Origin of the sequence: Devosia sp. 1635, assembly GCF_013185955.1 — a bacterium.
Taxonomy (GTDB): domain Bacteria; phylum Pseudomonadota; class Alphaproteobacteria; order Rhizobiales; family Devosiaceae; genus Devosia.
In genome coordinates this window covers 385165-404405 of sequence record NZ_JABAOM010000003.1, presented here as the reverse complement: position 1 = coordinate 404405, position 19241 = coordinate 385165, and the positions used below count along the sequence as shown (strand labels likewise).

17 protein-coding genes are annotated in these 19241 nt (G+C 63.2%); 8 read left to right on the top strand and 9 right to left on the bottom strand.

The window, feature by feature from the left end:
- Position 1: 1 nt before the first annotated feature.
- From holA to leuS, 3 genes are read right to left on the bottom strand one after another with little or no spacing between them, the layout of a single operon-like run.
- The gene (holA, locus tag HRU92_RS14205) at positions 2-1024 is read right to left on the bottom strand and encodes a DNA polymerase III subunit delta (RefSeq protein WP_172121682.1); all 1023 of its coding nucleotides are present in this window, start codon (positions 1022-1024) and stop codon (positions 2-4) included.
- Complete coding sequence (locus tag HRU92_RS14200; protein WP_172121681.1) at positions 1025-1528, bottom strand: hypothetical protein; 504 nt, start codon at positions 1526-1528, stop codon at positions 1025-1027.
- Positions 1515-4133, bottom strand: coding sequence for a leucine--tRNA ligase (gene leuS / locus HRU92_RS14195; RefSeq protein WP_173088386.1), 2619 nt, complete (start codon positions 4131-4133; stop codon positions 1515-1517). Before leuS ends, HRU92_RS14200 begins: the two co-directional genes overlap by 14 nt.
- A gap of 170 nt (positions 4134-4303) precedes the next feature.
- Between leuS and HRU92_RS14190 the strand changes: the two genes are divergently transcribed.
- From HRU92_RS14190 to HRU92_RS14180, 3 genes are all read left to right on the top strand, one after another.
- A complete protein-coding gene (locus HRU92_RS14190; protein ID WP_349236727.1) occupies positions 4304-4948 on the top strand; it encodes a YggS family pyridoxal phosphate-dependent enzyme in 645 nt (214 codons plus the stop codon).
- A 168-nt stretch (positions 4949-5116) separates the two neighbouring features.
- Positions 5117-5800, top strand: coding sequence for a response regulator transcription factor (locus tag HRU92_RS14185; protein ID WP_127754947.1), 684 nt, complete (start codon positions 5117-5119; stop codon positions 5798-5800).
- Positions 5801-5909: 109 nt separating this feature from the next.
- Positions 5910-6356: a cyclic nucleotide-binding domain-containing protein gene (locus tag HRU92_RS14180; RefSeq protein ID WP_172121679.1), complete on the top strand. Its 447-nt coding sequence runs from the start codon at positions 5910-5912 to the stop codon at positions 6354-6356.
- A gap of 3 nt (positions 6357-6359) precedes the next feature.
- Here HRU92_RS14180 and HRU92_RS14175 read toward each other — a convergent pair whose 3' ends face one another.
- Positions 6360-7169 carry an exodeoxyribonuclease III gene (locus tag HRU92_RS14175; RefSeq protein WP_127754945.1) on the bottom strand — a complete coding sequence of 270 codons (810 nt, stop codon included), beginning with the start codon at positions 7167-7169 and terminating at the stop codon, positions 6360-6362.
- Between the two features lie 287 nt (positions 7170-7456).
- On the opposite strand from HRU92_RS14175, the gene ffh reads away from it, so the two are divergent.
- The gene (gene ffh, locus HRU92_RS14170) at positions 7457-9034 is read left to right on the top strand and encodes a signal recognition particle protein (protein ID WP_173088384.1); all 1578 of its coding nucleotides are present in this window, start codon (positions 7457-7459) and stop codon (positions 9032-9034) included.
- A 26-nt stretch (positions 9035-9060) separates the two neighbouring features.
- The gene (gene rpsP / locus HRU92_RS14165) at positions 9061-9435 is read left to right on the top strand and encodes a 30S ribosomal protein S16 (RefSeq protein ID WP_172121677.1); all 375 of its coding nucleotides are present in this window, start codon (positions 9061-9063) and stop codon (positions 9433-9435) included.
- A 143-nt stretch (positions 9436-9578) separates the two neighbouring features.
- On the opposite strand, the gene leuB is transcribed toward rpsP, so the two are convergent.
- The 4 genes from leuB to argC form a co-directional block, all read right to left on the bottom strand.
- Complete coding sequence (gene leuB / locus HRU92_RS14160; protein WP_127754942.1) at positions 9579-10679, bottom strand: 3-isopropylmalate dehydrogenase; 1101 nt, start codon at positions 10677-10679, stop codon at positions 9579-9581.
- 11 nt (positions 10680-10690) lie between these two features.
- Positions 10691-11080 carry a RidA family protein gene (locus HRU92_RS14155; protein WP_172121676.1) on the bottom strand — a complete coding sequence of 130 codons (390 nt, stop codon included), beginning with the start codon at positions 11078-11080 and terminating at the stop codon, positions 10691-10693.
- A gap of 11 nt (positions 11081-11091) precedes the next feature.
- On the bottom strand, positions 11092-11697 hold the full coding sequence (gene leuD / locus HRU92_RS14150) for a 3-isopropylmalate dehydratase small subunit (protein ID WP_127754940.1): 606 nt from the start codon (positions 11695-11697) through the stop codon (positions 11092-11094).
- A gap of 358 nt (positions 11698-12055) precedes the next feature.
- Positions 12056-13006 carry an N-acetyl-gamma-glutamyl-phosphate reductase gene (argC, locus tag HRU92_RS14145; RefSeq protein WP_172121675.1) on the bottom strand — a complete coding sequence of 317 codons (951 nt, stop codon included), beginning with the start codon at positions 13004-13006 and terminating at the stop codon, positions 12056-12058.
- A 131-nt stretch (positions 13007-13137) separates the two neighbouring features.
- Here argC and deoD point away from each other — a divergent pair, with 131 nt between their 5' ends.
- Complete coding sequence (deoD, locus tag HRU92_RS14140; RefSeq protein WP_172121674.1) at positions 13138-13848, top strand: purine-nucleoside phosphorylase; 711 nt, start codon at positions 13138-13140, stop codon at positions 13846-13848.
- Positions 13849-13891: 43 nt separating this feature from the next.
- On the opposite strand, the gene HRU92_RS14135 is transcribed toward deoD, so the two are convergent.
- Positions 13892-14254 (bottom strand): hypothetical protein, encoded by a 363-nt coding sequence (locus tag HRU92_RS14135; RefSeq protein ID WP_172121673.1) that lies wholly within the window; start codon positions 14252-14254, stop codon positions 13892-13894.
- 323 nt (positions 14255-14577) lie between these two features.
- Between HRU92_RS14135 and glgX the strand changes: the two genes are divergently transcribed.
- Positions 14578-16665: a glycogen debranching protein GlgX gene (gene glgX, locus HRU92_RS14130; protein ID WP_173088382.1), complete on the top strand. Its 2088-nt coding sequence runs from the start codon at positions 14578-14580 to the stop codon at positions 16663-16665.
- Between the two features lie 126 nt (positions 16666-16791).
- Positions 16792-19110 (top strand): AI-2E family transporter, encoded by a 2319-nt coding sequence (locus HRU92_RS14125; RefSeq protein WP_173088380.1) that lies wholly within the window; start codon positions 16792-16794, stop codon positions 19108-19110.
- Positions 19111-19241 lie beyond the last annotated feature (131 nt).

Genomic DNA, 19241 nt, shown 5'->3' with positions numbered 1-19241 from the left:
TTTAATGGCTTGCGGCCGCCGTGCAGATGCTCAGCAAAGCACGGCGCAGCACCGGTTCGGCCAAGGCCGGGCGACGGCGCGACTCGCCGGTGGCGAGCAGCAGCCGCTCCAGCGCCGTGCCCAGTGCAGTGTCGGACCAAAGCCGCAGCTGCTGCTCCAGGCTTGAGCGGCGCGAGAAATGCGGCTTGGGCTTCAAGCTATCCAGGACATCGCGGGGGCTGCGGCCCTTGTCGACTTCGGTGCGCCAGCGCCGCAGATTGGCGAAGTGAATGGTCGCCGTTGCGAGCAGCCGCTGCGGATCAACGGCGCCGCTCAAAGCTCGATTAAGCGTCAGTTCCAGCCGCTCGGCGTGACCGCCAGCAGTTGCATCGATGATCGCATCAATGACGAGAGCGCCATTATCGGCGCAGAGGCGCAGCACGTCTTCGCGCGTCAACTGCTTGCTGGCGGCAGCGTAAAGGCTGAGCTTGTCGAGCTCGCGCCGGGTGACTTCGCGATCATTGCCCAGGATTTCGAGCAGTGTGGAGACTACGTCCCCATCAGCCCGGATGCCCTGGGCGTTGAAGGTTTCACGGATCAGCGCCGAAAGGGTCTCGTCCGTATCGGCATAGCAGGGCAGGGCGCGACCGAGCTTGGCTGCTTCCACAAGGGCCCGCAGGGCGTCCCGCGGGGCCAGATTGCCGGCTTCGAGCACGATGGCGGAGCCGCCGGGATCATCTCGCAGCTGTGTCAGCGCCATGACGAGGTTCTTGCCAGCCCCCCGGACCCGGATGATGCGCTTGCCGCCAAAGAGCGACGTGCTCCGCGCTTCGAGAACCAAGAGCGAGGGATCGGCATCGAGCTGGGCGCTGTCGAGCACGATCACATCGGCGGCTTCGGGATCATCGCCGCTCAGGCGGCGCATCAGGGTGTGCGCGGTTTCGCGAACGAGCCCGGTGTCGGGCCCGTAGACAAGAAAAATGCCCTCGCGGAGGTCGGGCCGGGCGAGATAGCGCGCGACCTCATGAGCCTTGAGCGCGCTCATCTAGCGCGACAGGACGGCCAGGAGCCCGAGACGCAGTGACTCGGCGACCGATTGGGCCGCGCGTTCGGCGGCTTCGGTGCCGGCCATGCGATCGGCCAGAACCTGATCATTCTTGGTGAAGCTCGCTGTCGCCGTGCGGGTCAGCACGATCGGCTTGCCACCGGGCAGGGCTGCCACGGTCAGGGTGCCGGTGATGGTCACTTCGAGCGGCTTGTAGGGGCTGCCGGTTTGCGACAGCGCCGCATCGGCATAGGTTACGGCGAGGCTGACGCGGGCCTCGCGGGGTGTGGCAGTGGCCGAATTGCTGAAGCTTTCGGCCAGCTCCTGGTAGATGATTTGCTCAAGCCGGTTGCCCGGCTTGGCAAAGCTCAGGGCAAACTGCTCGACCCGCGCCGCATTGGCTTGCCCATAGACCGGCGAGAAGCTGCAGCCACCCAGGGTGGCCGCAGCAGCGACAAGGCCAAGAGCGAGCAATGCGCTCCGGAGTGGGCTAGACCACGACATTGACGATCCTGTCCGGCACCACGACGATCTTGCGCGGTGTCTTGCCCTCCAGCATGCGGGCAATCGCTTCGAGTGACAAGACCATGCGCTCGATCTCGGCGGCGGCGGTGCCCTTGGCTACGGTGATTTCACCACGCCGCTTGCCGTTGACCTGGATGGGCATGACTACGTCATTGTCCACGAGGAGCGCCGGATCGACCTGGGGCCAGGGTGCATCGGCCACGAGACCGTCGCGGCCCAGTGCCTGCCAGCAGGTTTCTGCCAGGTGCGGCATCATCGGGGCGATCAGCTGCACAAGGTAGCCAACCCCTTCCTCGAGCGCCGCGAGGCGCGCTGCGGGAGCGGCCGATACCAGACCCGAGGAGCGTACGAGAGCATTGGTCAGCTCATAGATCTGGGCGACAGCGCGGTTGAAGCGGAGGCCTTCGATGTCGTCTGCGACCTGCTGCACCGCGCGGTGGGCGGCACGGCGAAGGGCAATGGCTTCTTCGTCCGCGGCAACAGGAGCCAGGTCCTGCGACTGGGCGCGCAGGGCCACCGTATCGCCCACCAGGCGCCAGATGCGCTGCTGGAACCGGCTGGCGCCTTCGACGCCGGCTTCGGTCCACTGCACGTCGCGCTCGGGCGGGGAGTCCGAGAGCATGAACCAGCGTGCAGTATCGGCACCATAGGTGGCAACGATCTCGTCGGGATCCACCACGTTCTTTTTGGATTTGCTCATCTTTTCGACCGAGCCGATGCTGATCGGCGCGCCGGTTTCGAGATGGGTGGCGGAGCGGGTTTCACCGCTGGTTTCGAGCACGACGTCCACCGGGGCGACCCATTCGCCCGCAGCCGAGCGATAGGTTTCGTGGGTGACCATGCCCTGGGTGAAGAGGCCCTTGAACGGCTCATCGAGCCCCACATGGCCGGTCGCCTTCATCGCGCGGGTAAAATAGCGCGAATACAGCAGGTGCAGGATCGCGTGCTCGACGCCACCGATATACTGATCCACCGGCAACCAACGATTGGCGATGTCGGGGACGGTCGGGGTTTCGGCCTGAGGCGCGGTGAAGCGGGCATAATACCAGGAGCTGTCCACGAAAGTGTCCATGGTATCGGTTTCGCGCCGGGCGGGGCCGCCGCATTGCGGGCAGGGCACGTGCTTCCAAGTCGGGTGATGATCGAGCGCATTGCCGGGTTTGTCGAAGGTGACATCCTCGGGGAGCACCACCGGCAGGTCCTTTTTGGGGACGGGCAGGGTGCCGCAGACCTCGCAATGGATCACCGGGATCGGACAGCCCCAATAGCGCTGGCGCGAGACGCCCCAATCGCGCAGGCGATAATTGACCTCGACCTTGCCCTGCGGCTTGCCGTCAACGGTGCGCTCGGCAAAGAACTGCGCTGCGGCGGCCTTGGCTTCGGTGATGGAGAGGCCGGAGAGGAAGCCCGAGTTGAAGATGTGACCAGTGTCAACATAGGCTTCATCGCCAATGGCGAAGCTGGCCGCATCGGCGTCGGGTGGCAGCACGACCGGGATCACCGGCAGGTCGTATTTGCGCGCGAAATCGAGGTCGCGCTGGTCATGGGCCGGGCAGCCGAAAATGGCGCCGGTGCCATAGTCCATCAGCACGAAATTGGCGACATAGACCGGCAGGGCCTGGCCGTCCAGCACGGGGTGCTTGACCTGAAGACCGGTGAAGACGCCCTTTTTTTCCGCTTTCTCGATGGTTTCGGTTGCCGTGCCGAGGCGCCGGGTCTCCTCAACGAACTCGGCCAGCGCCGGATTGCTGCGCGCCAATTCCGCCGTCAGGGGATGATCGGGAGAAAGGGCGACAAAGGAGGCGCCGAAAATGGTGTCGGGGCGGGTGGTGAAGACCTCGATGCTGCCGGCATTGACGGTGTTGTTGGGCACCATCTCGAACAGCAGGCGCAGGCCTTCGGAGCGGCCGATCCAGTTGCGCTGCATGGTGCGCACTTTTTCGGGCCACTCGGTCAGGCCATCAAGCGCTTCGAGCAGCTCTTCGGCGAAGTCGGAGATCTTGAAGAACCACTGGGTCAGCTCGCGCTGTTCCACGACGGCGCCCGAGCGCCAGCCCTTGCCATCGATCACCTGCTCATTGGCGAGCACGGTCATGTCGACGGGGTCCCAGTTCACCTTGCTTTGCTTGCGGGTCACGAGGCCCGCCGCCATCATGTCGATGAACATGGCCTGCTGGTGCTTGTAGTATTCGGGCTCGCAGGTGGCGAATTCGCGCGTCCAGTCGATGGACAGGCCCATGGATTTGAGCTGGCCCTTCATGGTCGCGATATTGGCGCGAGTCCACGTGCCGGGATGGGTCTTGCGCTCGATGGCGGCGTTTTCCGCCGGCAGGCCAAAGGCGTCCCAGCCCATGGGGTGCAGCACATTCTTGCCGCGGGCCCGGTGATAGCGCGCGACCACATCGCCCATGGCGTAGTTGCGCACGTGCCCCATATGGATGCGCCCCGAGGGATAGGGGAACATTTCGAGCACGTAGTAGGGCTCGCGCGGGTCATCATTGGAGGTCACAAAGCTTTGGCGCTGGTCCCAGACCTGCTGCCAGTGCGGTTCCATTTCGCGCGGATTATAGCGTTCGCCGCTCAATCTATCAGTCCTTGGGGGCAAATGCGCAGTCTGCCGAAAGGGCGAAGCTGCTTGCGTTTATTGGGGATTTTGGCTACCGGACCATCATCAGAAATCACCCCTCAGGTCAACAGCAACAGGGCAAAAGCGTGAGCGAGACTGCAGTGGACGCGCCGGCGCGGCTGGCCGAAATCCGCGATCGCATCGCGCGGGCGCAGGCGCGCTTCGAGCCTAGGCTGGCCGAGGTTAAGCTGGTGGCGGTGTCCAAGACCTTCGATGCCGAAGCGATCGCCCCCTTTCTCGAGGCGGGGCAGCGGGTGTTCGGGGAGAACCGTGTGCAGGAAGCCAAGAACAAGTGGCCGGCGCTGCGCGAGCGTTTTGCCGATGTGGAACTGCATCTGATCGGGCCGCTGCAAACCAACAAGGCGCGCGAGGCGGTTGGGTTGTTCGACGTGATCCAGAGCGTGGACCGCGACAACCTCGCGCAAGTGCTGGCCGCAGAAATGGCGCGCGCAGAGCGGCGGTTGCCCTGCTATGTGCAGGTCAATATCGGGGAAGAACCACAAAAGAGCGGCATTGCGCCGGCCGAAGCCGTAGCCTTTGTGGAGCGCTGCCGGAGCGTGCATGGGCTCGATGTGGTGGGGTTGATGTGCATTCCGCCCGATGGCGTGCCGCCAGGCCCTTATTTTGCTCATCTGGCCACGCTGGGCCGGGCGGCCGGGGTGTCGCGCCTGTCCATGGGCATGAGCGGGGACTTCGAGACAGCCATCGCCATGGGCGCCACCGATGTGCGGGTGGGCTCGGCCTTGTTTGGGGCCCGACCGCCGCTTGCCTAGCCGCCGCAAATGGTTAGCAGGAGATAAACTTGCGCCGCTTTGTGCCCGCACTGCAACTTCTGGGCGTCGTGTTCCGTTGCTTATCACCGTAACGGCGACGTGACCGGCCCTTTGCCTTTCTGCAGGCAGCCGTTTGCACTCGCCCTGGTCCAAGTCCGGAGCGAATTCATGAACAAGCGCCGCATTCTTCTGGTCGATGACGATGCGGATCTGCGCCAGACCATGGTGGATCAACTCGAAGACGAACGGGAATTCGAGATCGTCCAGGCTGCCAGCGCCAATGATGCGCTCAAGGCCACCCGCGAAAACAATATTGACCTCATGATCCTCGATGTCGGCCTTCCCGACATGGATGGACGCGAGGCGGTCAAGATCCTGCGCCAGGAGGGCTTCAAGAGCCCGATCCTGATGCTGACGGGGCAGACCAGCGATGCCGACCAGATCAAAGGGCTAGAATCGGGCGCCAATGACTATCTGACCAAGCCCTTCCGCTTTCCCGTGTTGATGGCGCGCATTCGCTCCGCGCTGCGCCAGCACGACCAAAGCGAGGACGCGGTGTTCACCATCGGGCCTTATAGCTTCCAGCCGGCGGCCAAAATGCTCGAAGCCAATGACGGGGGCAAGGTGCGCCTGACCGACAAGGAAACTTCGATCCTCAAATATCTCTACCGGCAGGGTCCTAAAACCATCACCCGGGATGTGCTGCTCAAGGAGGTGTGGGGCTACAACAACCGCGTGACCACCCATACGCTCGAAACCCACATCTATCGCTTGCGCCAGAAAATCGAGCGTGACCCGTCTCATGCCCGGCTCCTGGTGACCGAAGAAGGGGGCTATCGCCTCGTCCCCTAGCCCATTGGCGCTAAAGGGGGTTCAAAGCGGGAGCCGAATTGCCCTATAGCTTGGCGAACCGCTTCGGACCGACCGGGCGACCCGCTGATTTGTTGGATAGGGCGATATTATGGACGAAACGGCCGCGATGTTGGCGCGGGCCGAGTTCCTGGAAATGTGCGACGACGAGCAGCGGCGCATGCTGGCCTTTGCCGGCGACCAGCAGCATTTCGGCGCCGATCAGGTGCTGTACCGGGCCGGCGAGATTCCGAGCGGCGCCTTTGTGCTGCTCGAGGGAGTCCTGCAGGTGGCGCCACAAGGCGACGGCTCGGCCCCCTATACAATCGATGAGCCCGGCAGCGTTGTTTCTGCCATGGCGCTGATCCTGGCCAAACCTCGTCCCGTCACCATCACTGCTTTGACCGAAGCCCAGGTGTTTTTCGTGCCGCGGCACGCTTTCATGAAGCTGGTGCAGCAGTCCCCAGTGCTGGCACAGCGCGTGGCCGAGCGCATCCAGGCCGACCTTGGCAGCTATCTCGAAGCGCTGCAGCCCATTCGCAACAAGTTCAAGCGCTAGGCGTCACAGGCCAAACTGGGCGATCACCGGCACGTGGTCAGAGGGCTTTTCCGTCCAGCCGCGCGCCGGCTTGATGATCTCGGCCCCCGAGCAATGGGCGGCCACGTCTGCGGTGGCCCAGATGTGGTCAAGTCGGCGACCGCGGTTGCTTTTCTCCCAGTCGAGCCCGCGATAGCTCCACCAGGAAAACAGCTTCTGGTCATAGGGCACGTGCTTGCGGATCAGGTCCACCCAGCCGTGTCCGCCGGCCAGCAGCGCGTCGAGCCGCTCGGTTTCGGCAGGGGTGTGGCTGATGACCTTGAGCATCTGCTTGTGGCTCCACACGTCGTTCTCGTGCGGGGCGACGTTGAAGTCACCGGCGATGAGCTGGCCCTGAGCGAACTGCGGTTCGGCAAACCAGAGCGCCATTTCGTCGAGGAAATCGAGCTTGTGCTTGAACTTGATGTTGATCTCGGCATCGGGCTCGTCCCCGCCGGCCGGAATATAGAAGTTGTGGAGGGTCACCGGTCCACTGCCCCAGTCGAGCCGGGCCGAGATGTGGCGGGAGTGATCGATGTCACAAAACTGCCGGGTGGCAATGTCGGTGAGCGGGAAGCGAGAAATGATGGCGACGCCATGATAGCCCTTTTGCCCATGCACCGCATGGTGGGGATAGCCAGCTTCGGTAAAGGCCACGCGTGGGAACTGGTCCTCGGTGCACTTGATCTCCTGGAGCATCAGCACATCGGGGCTATATTGCTTGAGAAAGTCGAGCACCATGGGCAGGCGCAAGCGCACCGAGTTGATGTTCCAGCTGACAACGGCAATCGGCATGGGTGGATCCAGTTAATCGGGATGGCGCCCTTATGGCCAGCGGAGCGCCGGGCGTCCAGCCGCTAAAGGGGCGCAGGCCGGGCTTTCCTTGACTCGGAGGCGTGAAAACTCTATGCAGCACCCATTCATCAGGCCGTACCTGATCCGCCGACCGGGACCCCAAGTGGTATAAAACGATCCCGGAGGCCACCATCCGCCAGCGCGTTGCGCCCGCGGGTGGGTTTGGCGTTTGGGCTGATGGATCTTATCTCTCCTCGGATCACCCGAAGAGAATAAAGGACAAGTTCATGTTCGAGAGCCTTTCAGACCGGCTTGGCAAGATCTTCGAGGGACTGCGAGGGCGCGGTGCGCTCAACGCTGCCGATGTCGATGTGGCGCTGCGCGAGATTCGCCGCGCGCTGATCGAAGCCGACGTGTCGCTCGAAGTGGTGCGTGCCTTTGTGGAACAGGTGCGCGAGCGCGCGGTGGGCGCCGAAGTCACCCGTTCGGTCACGCCCGGCCAGCAAGTGGTCAAGATCGTCCACGACCAGCTCGTTGCCGTGCTGGGCGAGGACGCCGTCGCGATCGATCTCAATGCCCCTGCGCCCGTAACCCTCCTGATGGTGGGTCTGCAGGGCTCGGGCAAGACCACGACCACAGCCAAGATCGCCAAGCGCCTCAAGGACCGGCAGAAAAAGAAGGTGCTGCTGGCCTCGCTCGATACCCGCCGCCCCGCTGCCATGGAGCAGCTGCGCGTGTTGGGCGAGCAGGTGGGCGTTGCCACCTTGCCGATCGTCGCCAGCGAAACCCCGGTCGAGATCGCGCGCCGCGCCGCGCGCGAAGCCCGGCTGGGTGGCTTTGATGTGCTGGTGCTCGATACCGCCGGTCGCACCCATATCGATGAAGAGCTGATGGTCGAAACGACCCAGATCAGGTCGATTGCCAATCCACACGAAATCCTGTTGGTCGTCGATGCCCTGACCGGTCAGGACGCGATCAATGTGGCGCGCTCGTTCGATGAGCGGCTCGATGTCACGGGTATCGTCCTTACCCGCGTCGATGGCGATGGCCGCGGGGGCGCTGCGCTTTCGATGCGTGCCGCCACCGGCAAGCCGATCAAGCTGATCGGCGTGGGCGAAAAGATGGATGCGCTCGAGGATTTCCATCCCTCGCGCATTGCCGACCGGATCCTGGGGATGGGGGACATCGTCTCCCTCGTCGAGCGCGCCGCAGAGCATGTGTCGGCCGAAGACGCCGCGAAGATGGCCAAGAAGCTCAAAAAGGGCTCCTTTGACCTCGAAGATCTGCGCAACCAGCTGCTGCAGATGAAAAAGATGGGCGGCATGGGTGGCCTTATGGGCATGCTGCCGGGCATGGGCCAGATGAAAAAGGCCATGGCCGGCGCCAATGTCGACGAAAAGATCTTTGATCGCCAGGTCGCCATCATCAATTCGATGACCAAGAAGGAGCGGGCGGAGCCTGACCTGCTCAATGCCTCGCGCCGCAAGCGCATTGCCGCTGGCGCGGGGGTGGAAGTCAGCGAAATCAACAAGCTCATCAAGCAGCATCGGCAGATGGCCGATATGATGAAAAAGGTCTCCAAGGGCGGCATGGGCGCACTTGGCGGCATGTTCGGCGGCAAGATGGGCAATATGCTGGGCGGCATGCCGGACCTAAGCAAGATGGATCCCGCACAACTCGAAGCCATGGCCCTTCAGGCCGGCATCGATCCCAAGCAGTTGCAGGGCCTGCCCTCCGTGCAGCCGCAGCTGACCGAAAAGCTGCCGACCGATGTCGGCTCGCTGCTCAAATCCGCCCCGGGCCTACCCGGCCTTGGCGGTGCTCCCCGTTTCCCCGGCCTGCCTGGCCTGGGCAAGAAAAAGTAACCCTTCAACCAAACTAGGATACCAAAATGGCTCTCAAGCTCCGTCTGGCTCGTGGTGGCACCAAGAAGCGCCCGTTCTACCACATCGTTGTTGCCGATGCCCGCTCGCCCCGCGATGGCCGCTTCATCGAAAAGCTGGGCACGTTCAATCCGCTCCTCAACAAGGAAGCCGAGAACCGCGTCGTGCTGAACGGCGAGCGCGCCAAGCATTGGCTCGAAGTTGGCGCCCAGCCGACCGACCGCGTGCTGCGCTTCCTTGACAATGCGGGCCTGACCAAGCGCGATCCGCGCAACAACCCCAACAAGGGCAAGCCCGGCGAGAAGGCCACCCAGCGCGCCGAGGAAAAGGCCGCCAAGGCCGCTGCTGCCAATGCTCCGGCCGAGGACGCTGCCGCCGAGTAATTCGGCTTTTGGCGACTGCCAGAAGAACCCCGGTGCGCAAGCGCCGGGGTTTTTGGTTTGTGGGGCTTGGCCGTGCGCTGGCACAAACAAAAACCCCGGCGCGAGGCCGGGGTGATCTTGGTGCAACGCTGAGGAAGGGGGCTTTACGCCTTGAGCTTGGCGAGGATGGCCGAGCCCATTTCTTCGGTGCCCACAGTCTTGCGGTTGTCCTGGGCGATGTCGCGGGTGCGCAACCCGTCGCTGAGCACGGCCGAGATGGCGTCCTCGACCTTGCCGGCGAGTTCCACCATGCCAAAGCTGTAGCGTAGGGACATGGCAAAGCTCGCGATCATGGCGATCGGGTTGGCGATGCCCTGGCCGGCGATATCGGGGGCCGAACCATGCACGGGCTCGTAGAAGGCCTTGCGCTTGCCCGTCACCGGATCGGGTGCACCCAGCGCGGCGGAGGGCAGCATGCCGAGCGAGCCGGTCAGCATGGCCGCCACGTCCGAGAGGATATCGCCGAACAGGTTGTCGGTGACCATGACGTCGAACTGCTTGGGATTGCGCACGAGTTGCATGGCGGCGTTATCGGCGAGGATATGGCGCAGCTCGACGTCCGAGTAGTCCTTGTGCACCTGGTGCACGACTTCATCCCAGAACACGCCGGACTTCATGACGTTCTTCTTGTCGGCGGAGTGCACGAGACCGCGGCGGGTACGGGCGAGATCGAAGGCGACGCGGGCGATGCGGTCGATCTCATAGGTCTCGTAGACCTGGGTGTCGACGGCGCGTTTCTGGCCGTTGCCCAGATCGGTGATCTCCTTGGGCTCGCCGAAATAAACGCCGCCCGTTAGTTCGCGCACGATGAGGATATCAAGGCCTTCCACCAGCTCGCGCTTGAGCGAAGAGGCGTCGGCCAGGGCGGGGTAGCAGATGGCGGGGCGCAGATTGGCAAAAACGGCCATTTCCTTGCGCAGGCGCAGGAGAGCCGCCTCGGGGCGATGCTCATAAGGGACATTGTCCCACTTTGGCCCGCCCACGGCGCCAAACAGCACGGCATCAGCCGCGAGCGCCTTGGCCACGTCTGCATCCGTGATGGCGACGCCATGCTGATCATAGGCGGCGCCGCCGGCAAGACCGGTATCGATCGAGAAATCGGTCAGCTGCTCGCCATTGGTCCAATCAATGAGCTTTTCGACCTCCACCATGATCTCGGTGCCGATGCCATCGCCGGGCAAGAGGAAGAGGGAATGGGTGGCCATATTTTGTGCTTTCAAGAGTTGGAGGCGCCCAGGCGGGCGGTTACTTCGATTTCAATCTTCATGCCGGGCTCGATCATCTGCACGATCAGCATGGAAGCGGCGGGGCGGACCGTACGGAAAACCGGTCCGACCGCCGCCACGACGTCCTCGACATGTGAGCGGTCTGCTACGTAGTAAACGACGCGGACGGTGTCGGCGATCGTGCAGCCCAGTTCACGCAGGGCCGCATCGATGGTCGAGAGGGCATTGCGGGCCTGATCGCCCGCGCCCTCGGGCATGACCATGCTGGCATAGTCATAGCCGGTGGTGCCCGAAACATAGACGGTGTCCCCGTGCCGGACGGCGCGGGAATAGCCAAAGTCGGTTTCAAACGGCGAGCCGGTAGAAACGCGCTGCACCATGGCCGGGAGCCTTAGAGCCAGGGGCGGTCCACGGCCATCTTGCTTTCAAAGCCAGCGATGGACGGGTCGGATTTGAGCGTGCCGGCGATATCGTCGAGGCCTTCGAGCAGGATCTGCTTGCGGCTGGGATCAATATCGAAATGGATGGTGCCGCCATCGGGACCCTGAACGGTCTGTGCTTCCAGATCGATGGTCAGGGTGGCGTTGGAGCCGCGCTCGGCATCGTCCAGCAGCAGCTTGAGCTGCTCGGGGCTGACGACCAGCGGCAGGATGCCGTTCTTGAAGCAGTTGTTGTAGAAAATATCGGCAAAGCTCGTCGAGATCACGCAGCGGATGCCGAAATCCAAGAGCGCCCAAGGGGCATGCTCGCGCGAGGAGCCGCAGCCGAAATTGTCGCCGGCCACGATGATCTTGGCACCGCGATAGGCCGGCTTATTGAGCACGAAATCGGGGTTTTCGGTGCCGTCTTCGTTGTAGCGCATTTCCGAAAACAGCGCGGTGCCCAGACCCGTGCGCTTGATGGTTTTCAGATACTGCTTGGGGATGATCATATCGGTGTCGATATTGATGATCGGCAATGGCGCCGCAACACCGGTCAGGGTGGTGAATTTGTCCATCGGAAAACCTCGCTTTGTGCTGGTCTTTGCGCGAAAGCGGGGGTGGGGTCAAGTCGAGTTGGGGGGAAACCGTTCGCTGGCGTACTCTTGGTTACGCCTGCGGAGTGGTTTTGGGCTGCAAGAAGGAATTCTCGGCGTTTGGCAGGGCTCAGAACTGGCCTTATCCCGCCAGCTGTCATCCCGGCCTTGAGCCGGGATCCATCCTGAGGTGTTGGTGGAAGGTGCTGAAGGTGCCCCCGTGAAGCACCTGGCGGCGCGGGCGGGATCTCGTGATGGGCCCCGGCTCAAGGCCGGGATGACATCGAGGGTGGGGCGGCGGCGGTTATGGTCCTGCCGCCGTCAGGTTTGGGAGCTTGCCCTAAGCCGCTAGGCTTTCGCGCGCGTCCACGCCGAGCATAAGGTTGAGGTTCTGCACGGCAGCGCCCGAGGCGCCCTTGCCCAGATTGTCGTAGATCGCCACGAGCAGCGCCTGGGCGCGATCGTCATTGGCAAAGACGTGCAGGGTCATGCGGTTGGTGTCGTTGTGGTGCTGTGGATCGAGCGCCGGGGTCTTGGCCACGGCCTCGAAGGGCGCCACGTCCACAAAGCTGTCGGGAATGGCAGCGTAATGGTCGGCCAAAGCGGCATGCAGTTGCTTGCCGGTCGGCGCCTTGGGCAGAATGCCCAGCTGCAGCGGCACGGCCACCAGCATGCCCTGGGCGAAATCGCCAACGGCCGGCTGGAACAGCGGCTCGCGCTGAAGGGTGCCGTATTGGGTAAGCTCGGGCACATGCTTGTGCTGGAAGGTCAGGCCATAGGGCATGAAGTGGCTGGCGCTGGCTCCCGCCGCTTCATATTCCTCGATCATCTGGCGGCCGCCGCCGGAATAGCCCGACACGCCATTAACCGTCACCGGGTAATCGGCCGGCAGCAAGCCCGCGGCGATCAGCGGGCGCAGCCCGGCAATGGCGCCTTGAGGCCAGCAGCCGGGATTGGCCACAAAGCGCGCTTCGGCGATCGCCTTGGTTTGTGCGCGGTCCATCTCGGCAAAGCCATAGGCCCAGTCGGGGTTCACCCGGTGCGCGGTGGAGGCGTCGATCACCCGGGTGGTGGTGTTCTCGATCAGCGCGACGCTTTCCTTGGCGGCATCGTCCGGCAGGCAGAGAATGGCCACATCGGCCTCGTTGAGCAGCTGGGCGCGCATGCCCGCATCCTTGCGCCGCTCGGGCGGGATGGTGAGCAATTCGAGATCGCGCCGCTCCTGCAAACGCTCGCGGATCTGCAATCCGGTGGTTCCAGCTTCCCCATCGATGAAGATCTTGGCGGCCATGTGCTGTTTCGCGCTCCTCGTGTTGTTCGTCTAGATGGGCCGCGTCCGACGCGGCGTCAAGCCGCCGGCCTTGCCCGGAGGGGCGGCCGATGGCAGGGTTTTGTCTCCGAAACCAGCCAGGGACGCAACCGATGACGCCGCATAATCATGCCAAGCCGGGCGATTACGCCGATGCCGTGCTGCTGCCGGGCGATCCGCTGCGGGCTAAATGGATTGCCGAAACGTTCCTCGCCGATGCGCGGCAGGTCAACAGCGTGCGCAATTGTCTGGGCTATACCGGCACCTATCACGGCCGGCGGGTTTCGGTGCAGGCGAGCGGAATGGGGCAGCCTTCGCTCGCGATCTATGTGCATGAGCTCATCAATGTCTATGGCTGCAAGACGCTGATCCGGGTGGGCACCTGTGGCGGCCTCAACACCAAGGTCAAGGTACGCGACGTAATCCTGGCGCAAGGGGCCTGCACCGACAGCTCCATCGTCAAGGGGCGGTTCGGCCCCTATAGTTTTGCCCCGATCGCCGATTTTGGGCTGCTGCGCCGTGCCGCCGAGCGCGCCGAAGAGCTCAAGCTGCGCTTTCACGCTGGCAATATGCTGTCGGCCGATATCTTCTATCATGCCGATGGGATGGCCGGTTACGACGCCTTGCCCGAACATGGCGTTCTGGGCGTCGAGATGGAGGCGGCCGCGCTTTATACGCTCGCCGCCCGGTTCGGGGCGAGGGCGCTCGCCATCTGCACCATGACCGATTGCATCATCACCAAGGAGGAGCTCAGCGCCGAAGAGCGGCAAAGCTCCCTTCGCGAGATGGTGGAGTTGGCGCTTGAAGTGGCCATTGCAGGCTGATTGCGGTCAGGGAAGGGCCCGGCGCAAGGCCGGGCCCCCTGGATCAGCGGCGAACCCGGTCGCGATCGATGATGCGGCCGCGGCAGGCGTCTACAGTCACAATATAGGAGCGGCGACCTTCGTCACCCCGGACGCGAACATAACGGTCGCCCGAAGCATAGATGCGCACATGGCGATAGCCGGCGCGCTCGACCAAGCGCCGCACCTCACGATCGCTCATGCAATGGCGCTGCGGGCGGTGGCGTTCGCCAACCGAAAAGCCATAACCATTGCCGTTCTGGAAGCTGAACGACAGGCTGGGGCTATTTGACTGGGCCTGGGCCGGCATGGCCGAAACCGCGGTGACACCCAGTGCCAGTGCCACGGCCCCAGCACGCAGGAGGGGAGAAAAAGCGGGGAGTTTCATGGGAGAACCTCAGGGTTTGAAAATGATCATGCCCTCAAAAGCATGCTCGGTTCTAACCGCTGGGCTCTGAACCAAACCATATCGCCTGGTTCATTTTCGGTTCAGCGTAGGGCGCCTGCCCAACCAAATGGACAGGCGCCTCACTGACGCTGTTTGCACGTACCCGGTACATACCGTGCGCCTTCCTTGTAGGGCCCGCATAGTGAAGACGAGGTTACCGCCGCCCGCCGTCGCCGCCAATTTGGCGCATTAACGACACGGATTTGAGGCAACTTCGAAGGGCCTCGCGACGTTGAGCGGCGTCAATCAAGGGTTCCCGCTCCATGTCGATTACAAGCTCGTCTTCCCGCCAGGTCCTGCCCGGTGATTTCACCACGCTGGGCGCTCACTGGGACGGGGACGGGACCAATTTTGCCCTGTTCAGCGCTCATGCCGATCGGGTGGAGCTGTGCCTGTTCGATCCGGCAAGTGGGGCGGAAGAGCGCATCACCCTTCCCGAATATACCAACGAAATCTGGCACGGCTATCTGCCCGGTGTAGGACCCGGCACCCTTTATGGCTATCGCGTCCATGGTCCCTATGACCCCATGAACGGCCATCGGTTCAACCCCAACAAGCTGCTGGTGGATCCCTACGCTCGTGAATTGGTGGGTGATGTGCAGTGGTCGCCCGCCCATTTCGGCTACATCACCGATAGCGAAGAAAAGGATCTGTCCTTTGACGAGCGCGACAACGCCGCAGGCATGCCCAAGGCGCGGGTGATCGATCCCCGTGGTTATGACTGGAGCGGCGATCGCAAGCCCAACATCGCGTGGGACCAGACCATCTTTTACGAAACCCATGTGAAGGGCTTCACCCAACTCAATTCCGCCATTCCCGAAAACCTGCGCGGCACTTTCGAAGGAATGGGCCACAAGGCGGTGGTCGACTATATCAAGAGCATGGGCCTGACTTCGGTTGAACTGCTGCCGACGCACTTCTTCCCCGATGACGATTTCCTGCTCAATCGCGGGCTCAAGAATTTCTGGGGCTATAATACGCTGGGCTTTTTCGCGCCGGCCAACCGCTATTTCGGCCCGCGCGGGCTCGACGGGTTCCGCGACATGGTGCGCGCCTTCCATGATGGCGGCATCGAGGTGATCCTCGACGTCGTGTACAACCACACCGCCGAAGGCAACGAAATGGGCCCGACCCTCTCGTTCAAGGGCATCGACAACTTCGCCTATTACCGCACCATGCCGGGCGAGCCGCGCTACTACATCAACGACACCGGCACCGGCAACACGGTCAACACCAGCCATCCGCGCGTGCTGCAGATGGTGACCGACAGCCTGCGCTACTGGGTAGAGCAGATGCATATCGACGGCTTCCGCTTCGATCTGGGCACCATTCTGGGGCGCGAGCCCTATGGCTTTGACGAGCGAAGCGGCTTTTTCGAAGCAGTCGGGCAGGACCCGGTGCTGAGCAAGGTCAAGCTTGTGGGTGAGCCCTGGGATATCGGCCCGGGGGGTTATCAGGTCGGTGGCTTTCCGCCCGGCTGGTCGGAATGGAACGACAAATATCGCGATACCGTGCGCGATTACTGGCGCGACGAGGACAACACCGTCCGCGATTTTGCGGCCCGCTTTACCGGATCGGGCGATGTTTATGATCTACGCGGCCGCCGCCCGTGGTCCAGCGTCAATTTCATTACCGCCCATGACGGCTTTACCCTCAATGACCTCGTTTCCTACAACGAGAAGCACAATGAGGCGAATGGCGAAGACAACAATGATGGGCACAATGATAACCGCTCCTATAACTACGGCGCGGAAGGCCCAACCGACGATGCCGGCATCAATGAAGTGCGCGAACGGCAAAAGCGCAACATGCTGGCGACGCTCCTGCTTTCGCATGGCACGCCGCTGATCCTGGCGGGCGACGAGTTCAGCCGCTCGCAGCTGGGCAACAACAACGGTTATTGCCAGGACAGCGAGATCTCCTGGGTGAACTGGGACGAACGGCCTGCCGCCACCGCGGAATTGACCGAGTTTGTGCGCCAGGTGATTGCGCTCCGGCAATCACAGCCGCTGCTGCGGCGCGCCAATTGGCGCGACGGCATGACCGTTACCTGGTTCAATCCCGGGGGCGGGGAACAACAGGACGAGCATTGGGAAGACGCTGGCGCCACCACGATCGGCCTGCATCTGGCGCGCGAGGATCTCAAGGGCCAGCCCGACACCTGGTGGGAGGTGCTGGTGCTGTTCAATCCCCATGACGGCGACGTGGATTTCGTCGTGCCCGAGCGGGAAGGTGGCCATGAATGGCTGGTCGACATCAACACTGCTGCCGTCACTGGCGAGGAAGTCCGCAAGCTTACAGCGGGCGAGCCCGTAAGGATGACCTCGCGCTCGCTGCTGCTGCTGCGCTAACCTTGCCGGGGTGCCTGAGGGCACCCCTTGCGTCATTGTGCGCCGAGGGCGCGCAGTAACGGAACCGGGAGGGGCCGTGGCCGTTGCCTTGGCGCAGCAATCTCGCGGCCTTTCAGGTATTCACCCATGAGCGATCCGCACGACACTCCTCCCCTGGTCGGAGCGGTCAACTACAAGGGCGCCCCGCCAACCAACACCTTGGTCACCGCCGCCTTTATCGGAATGACCATTGTGGTGCTTTATCTGGGGGCGGGCATTTTCGTGCCGTTGGTCCTGGCGGTGCTGCTGGCTTTCGCGCTGGCGCCGGTGGTGCATCGGCTGCGGCGGCTGCATCTGCCCCATATCGTGGCAGTGCTGCTGGCCGTGCTGCTGGCAGGCGCGGTGCTGTCGACCATCGGCTATATTGTCGCCACCCAGCTGATCAAGCTCGCGGGCGACCTGCCGCGCTACCAGACCACGGTAGTCGAGAAATTTACCGCGCTGCAGCAAACCCTGGGCGGGGAGGGCGGCACGGGGTTCCTCAGCAGTTTTGGCGATGCGATCGGCCAGCTGCAGGGGCAGCTTGAAGCAGCGGATGGCGCCGAAACCACGCGGCCCATGCCCGTCGTGATCACCAATGATGCCGCTGGCCCACTCGCCATGGTGCAATCGGTGCTCAGTTCCGTGCTGGGGCCGCTGACCACCGCCGCTATCGTTGCAGTGTTCCTGATTTTCCTTCTGCTCGAGCGCGAAGACCTGCGCGACCGCTTCCTCAAACTCGTCAGCCGGGGCGATCTGCGCACCAGCACCAAGGTAATGAACGAAGCGGCCGCCCGCGTCGGGCGCTATCTGCTGGTGCAGTTCTGCGTCAACCTTTCCTATGGGGTGGTGTACGGGACGGGCCTCAGCCTGATCGGGGTGCCCAATGCGGTGCTTTGGGGCTTGCTCGCGGCCATTTTCCGCTACATCCCCTTTGTCGGTACGCTGATCGCCTCATCCATTCCCTTTACCCTCGCCTTTGCGGTGGATCCGGGCTGGTCGATGCTGCTCTATTCCGTGGCGCTGTTCGCGACGCTCGAGCTCGTCACCACCAATGCCATCGAGCCGAGGCTTTATGGCTCGAGCACCGGGCTGTCACCGCTCGCGGTGTTGGTGGCGGCTATGTTCTGGGCCACACTATGGGGACCGATCGGCCTGATCCTGTCGACGCCTATAACCGTGTGCCTTGTCGTGCTCGGCCGCTATGTGCCCCAATTGCAGTTTTTCGAGACGCTCCTCGGCAGCGAGCCGGTGCTGGAACCGACGGAGCGGTTCTACCAGCGGCTGGTGGCGGGCAACACCGTGGAGGCCATTGAGCTGGCCGAAGAATATGTCGGCGAGCATGATCTGCAGCGCTTTTACCAGGAGATCGCCATGCCCGCGCTGCGCCTGGCGGAAGCAGACCTCGACACCAACGCCAATGATGTCGCCCATCGCCGCCGGGTGGTGGAAAGCCTTTCGGGCGTGGTGGACGACCTCGACGATGATCTGGGCCGCCATGCGGTGGAGGCGGAAAAGCCTCAGGTGCTTTGCATCGGCGGGCGCACCGAGCTCGACGGCTCGGCCGCACTGTTGCTCGGGAGGCTGCTGGAAACCGAATATGCCATCAGCGTCATGCCGCCCCTAGCCGTCCGCCAGGAAAGCATCGGCCAACTCGATCTCGAAGGCGTGCGGGTGGTGTGCCTGTGTTATCTCGGCGAGAGCATGCGCAGCTATCTGCGCTATGTGGCGCGCCGTCTACACCGTCGCCAGCCCGGCCTTGTCGTAATCGCCTGCGTGTTCAATGACGACATGGCGACGGCCGAAGCGGGTGAGCTGAACGTGGACATGGTGGCGCGCAATATCGAGGAAGCAGCCACTGCCGTGCGCGTCGAGATGGCTGAGCCCGAAGGGGGGACACCGGCTCTCGAAGCAACCGACCCGCTTGGCGCGGCCGCCGACATGGCCTGGATCCGGCAACTCGCTCGTCCTGAGGGCCCCGTGGCCGAACGCCTGCGGGAAATTGCGGTGACCATGGAAGTGCCTGTTGCGGTCGTGGACTTGCGCCAGGACGAGGCCGGCGGCAGCAATGGTTCATCCACGCCCGCGACGCCGCATGGCGCCAGCACGGTGGCCGCTCTCGCGATGAGCACGGGCGAAGTCGTGGTGGTGACCGATGTGCGTTCGGATGCGCGTTTCTCCGCCGATCCCGCCCTGCTCGAGAACGGCATCGGGTTTTGTGTTTCGGTGCCGCTGGTCGGCGGCGATGGGGAAATCGTCGGCGCGTTGTCGCTCTTGGACCAGGAAGCGCGCAGCAGTTTTGGCGCCGAGGACGCCGAAAAGCTCAGCCTTCTAGCCTTGCACCTCATGCAGGATGCTGCCAACGGCCACCTTGCGGTGGCGAGCGGTTCAGGAAAGGGACCGGACGAGGGCAGCAAGAGCCATTGATTGCCGATTGACTTGAAATTTAGGCGCTGCCAGTCTGCTGCCTATTGAGGGAGCACGGCGGAATGGGAGTTGGCGCGGCAGATGGTGTGGTTGGCAGGTTGAACTGCCTATTCGTCGCGGCTTGCGGAGTG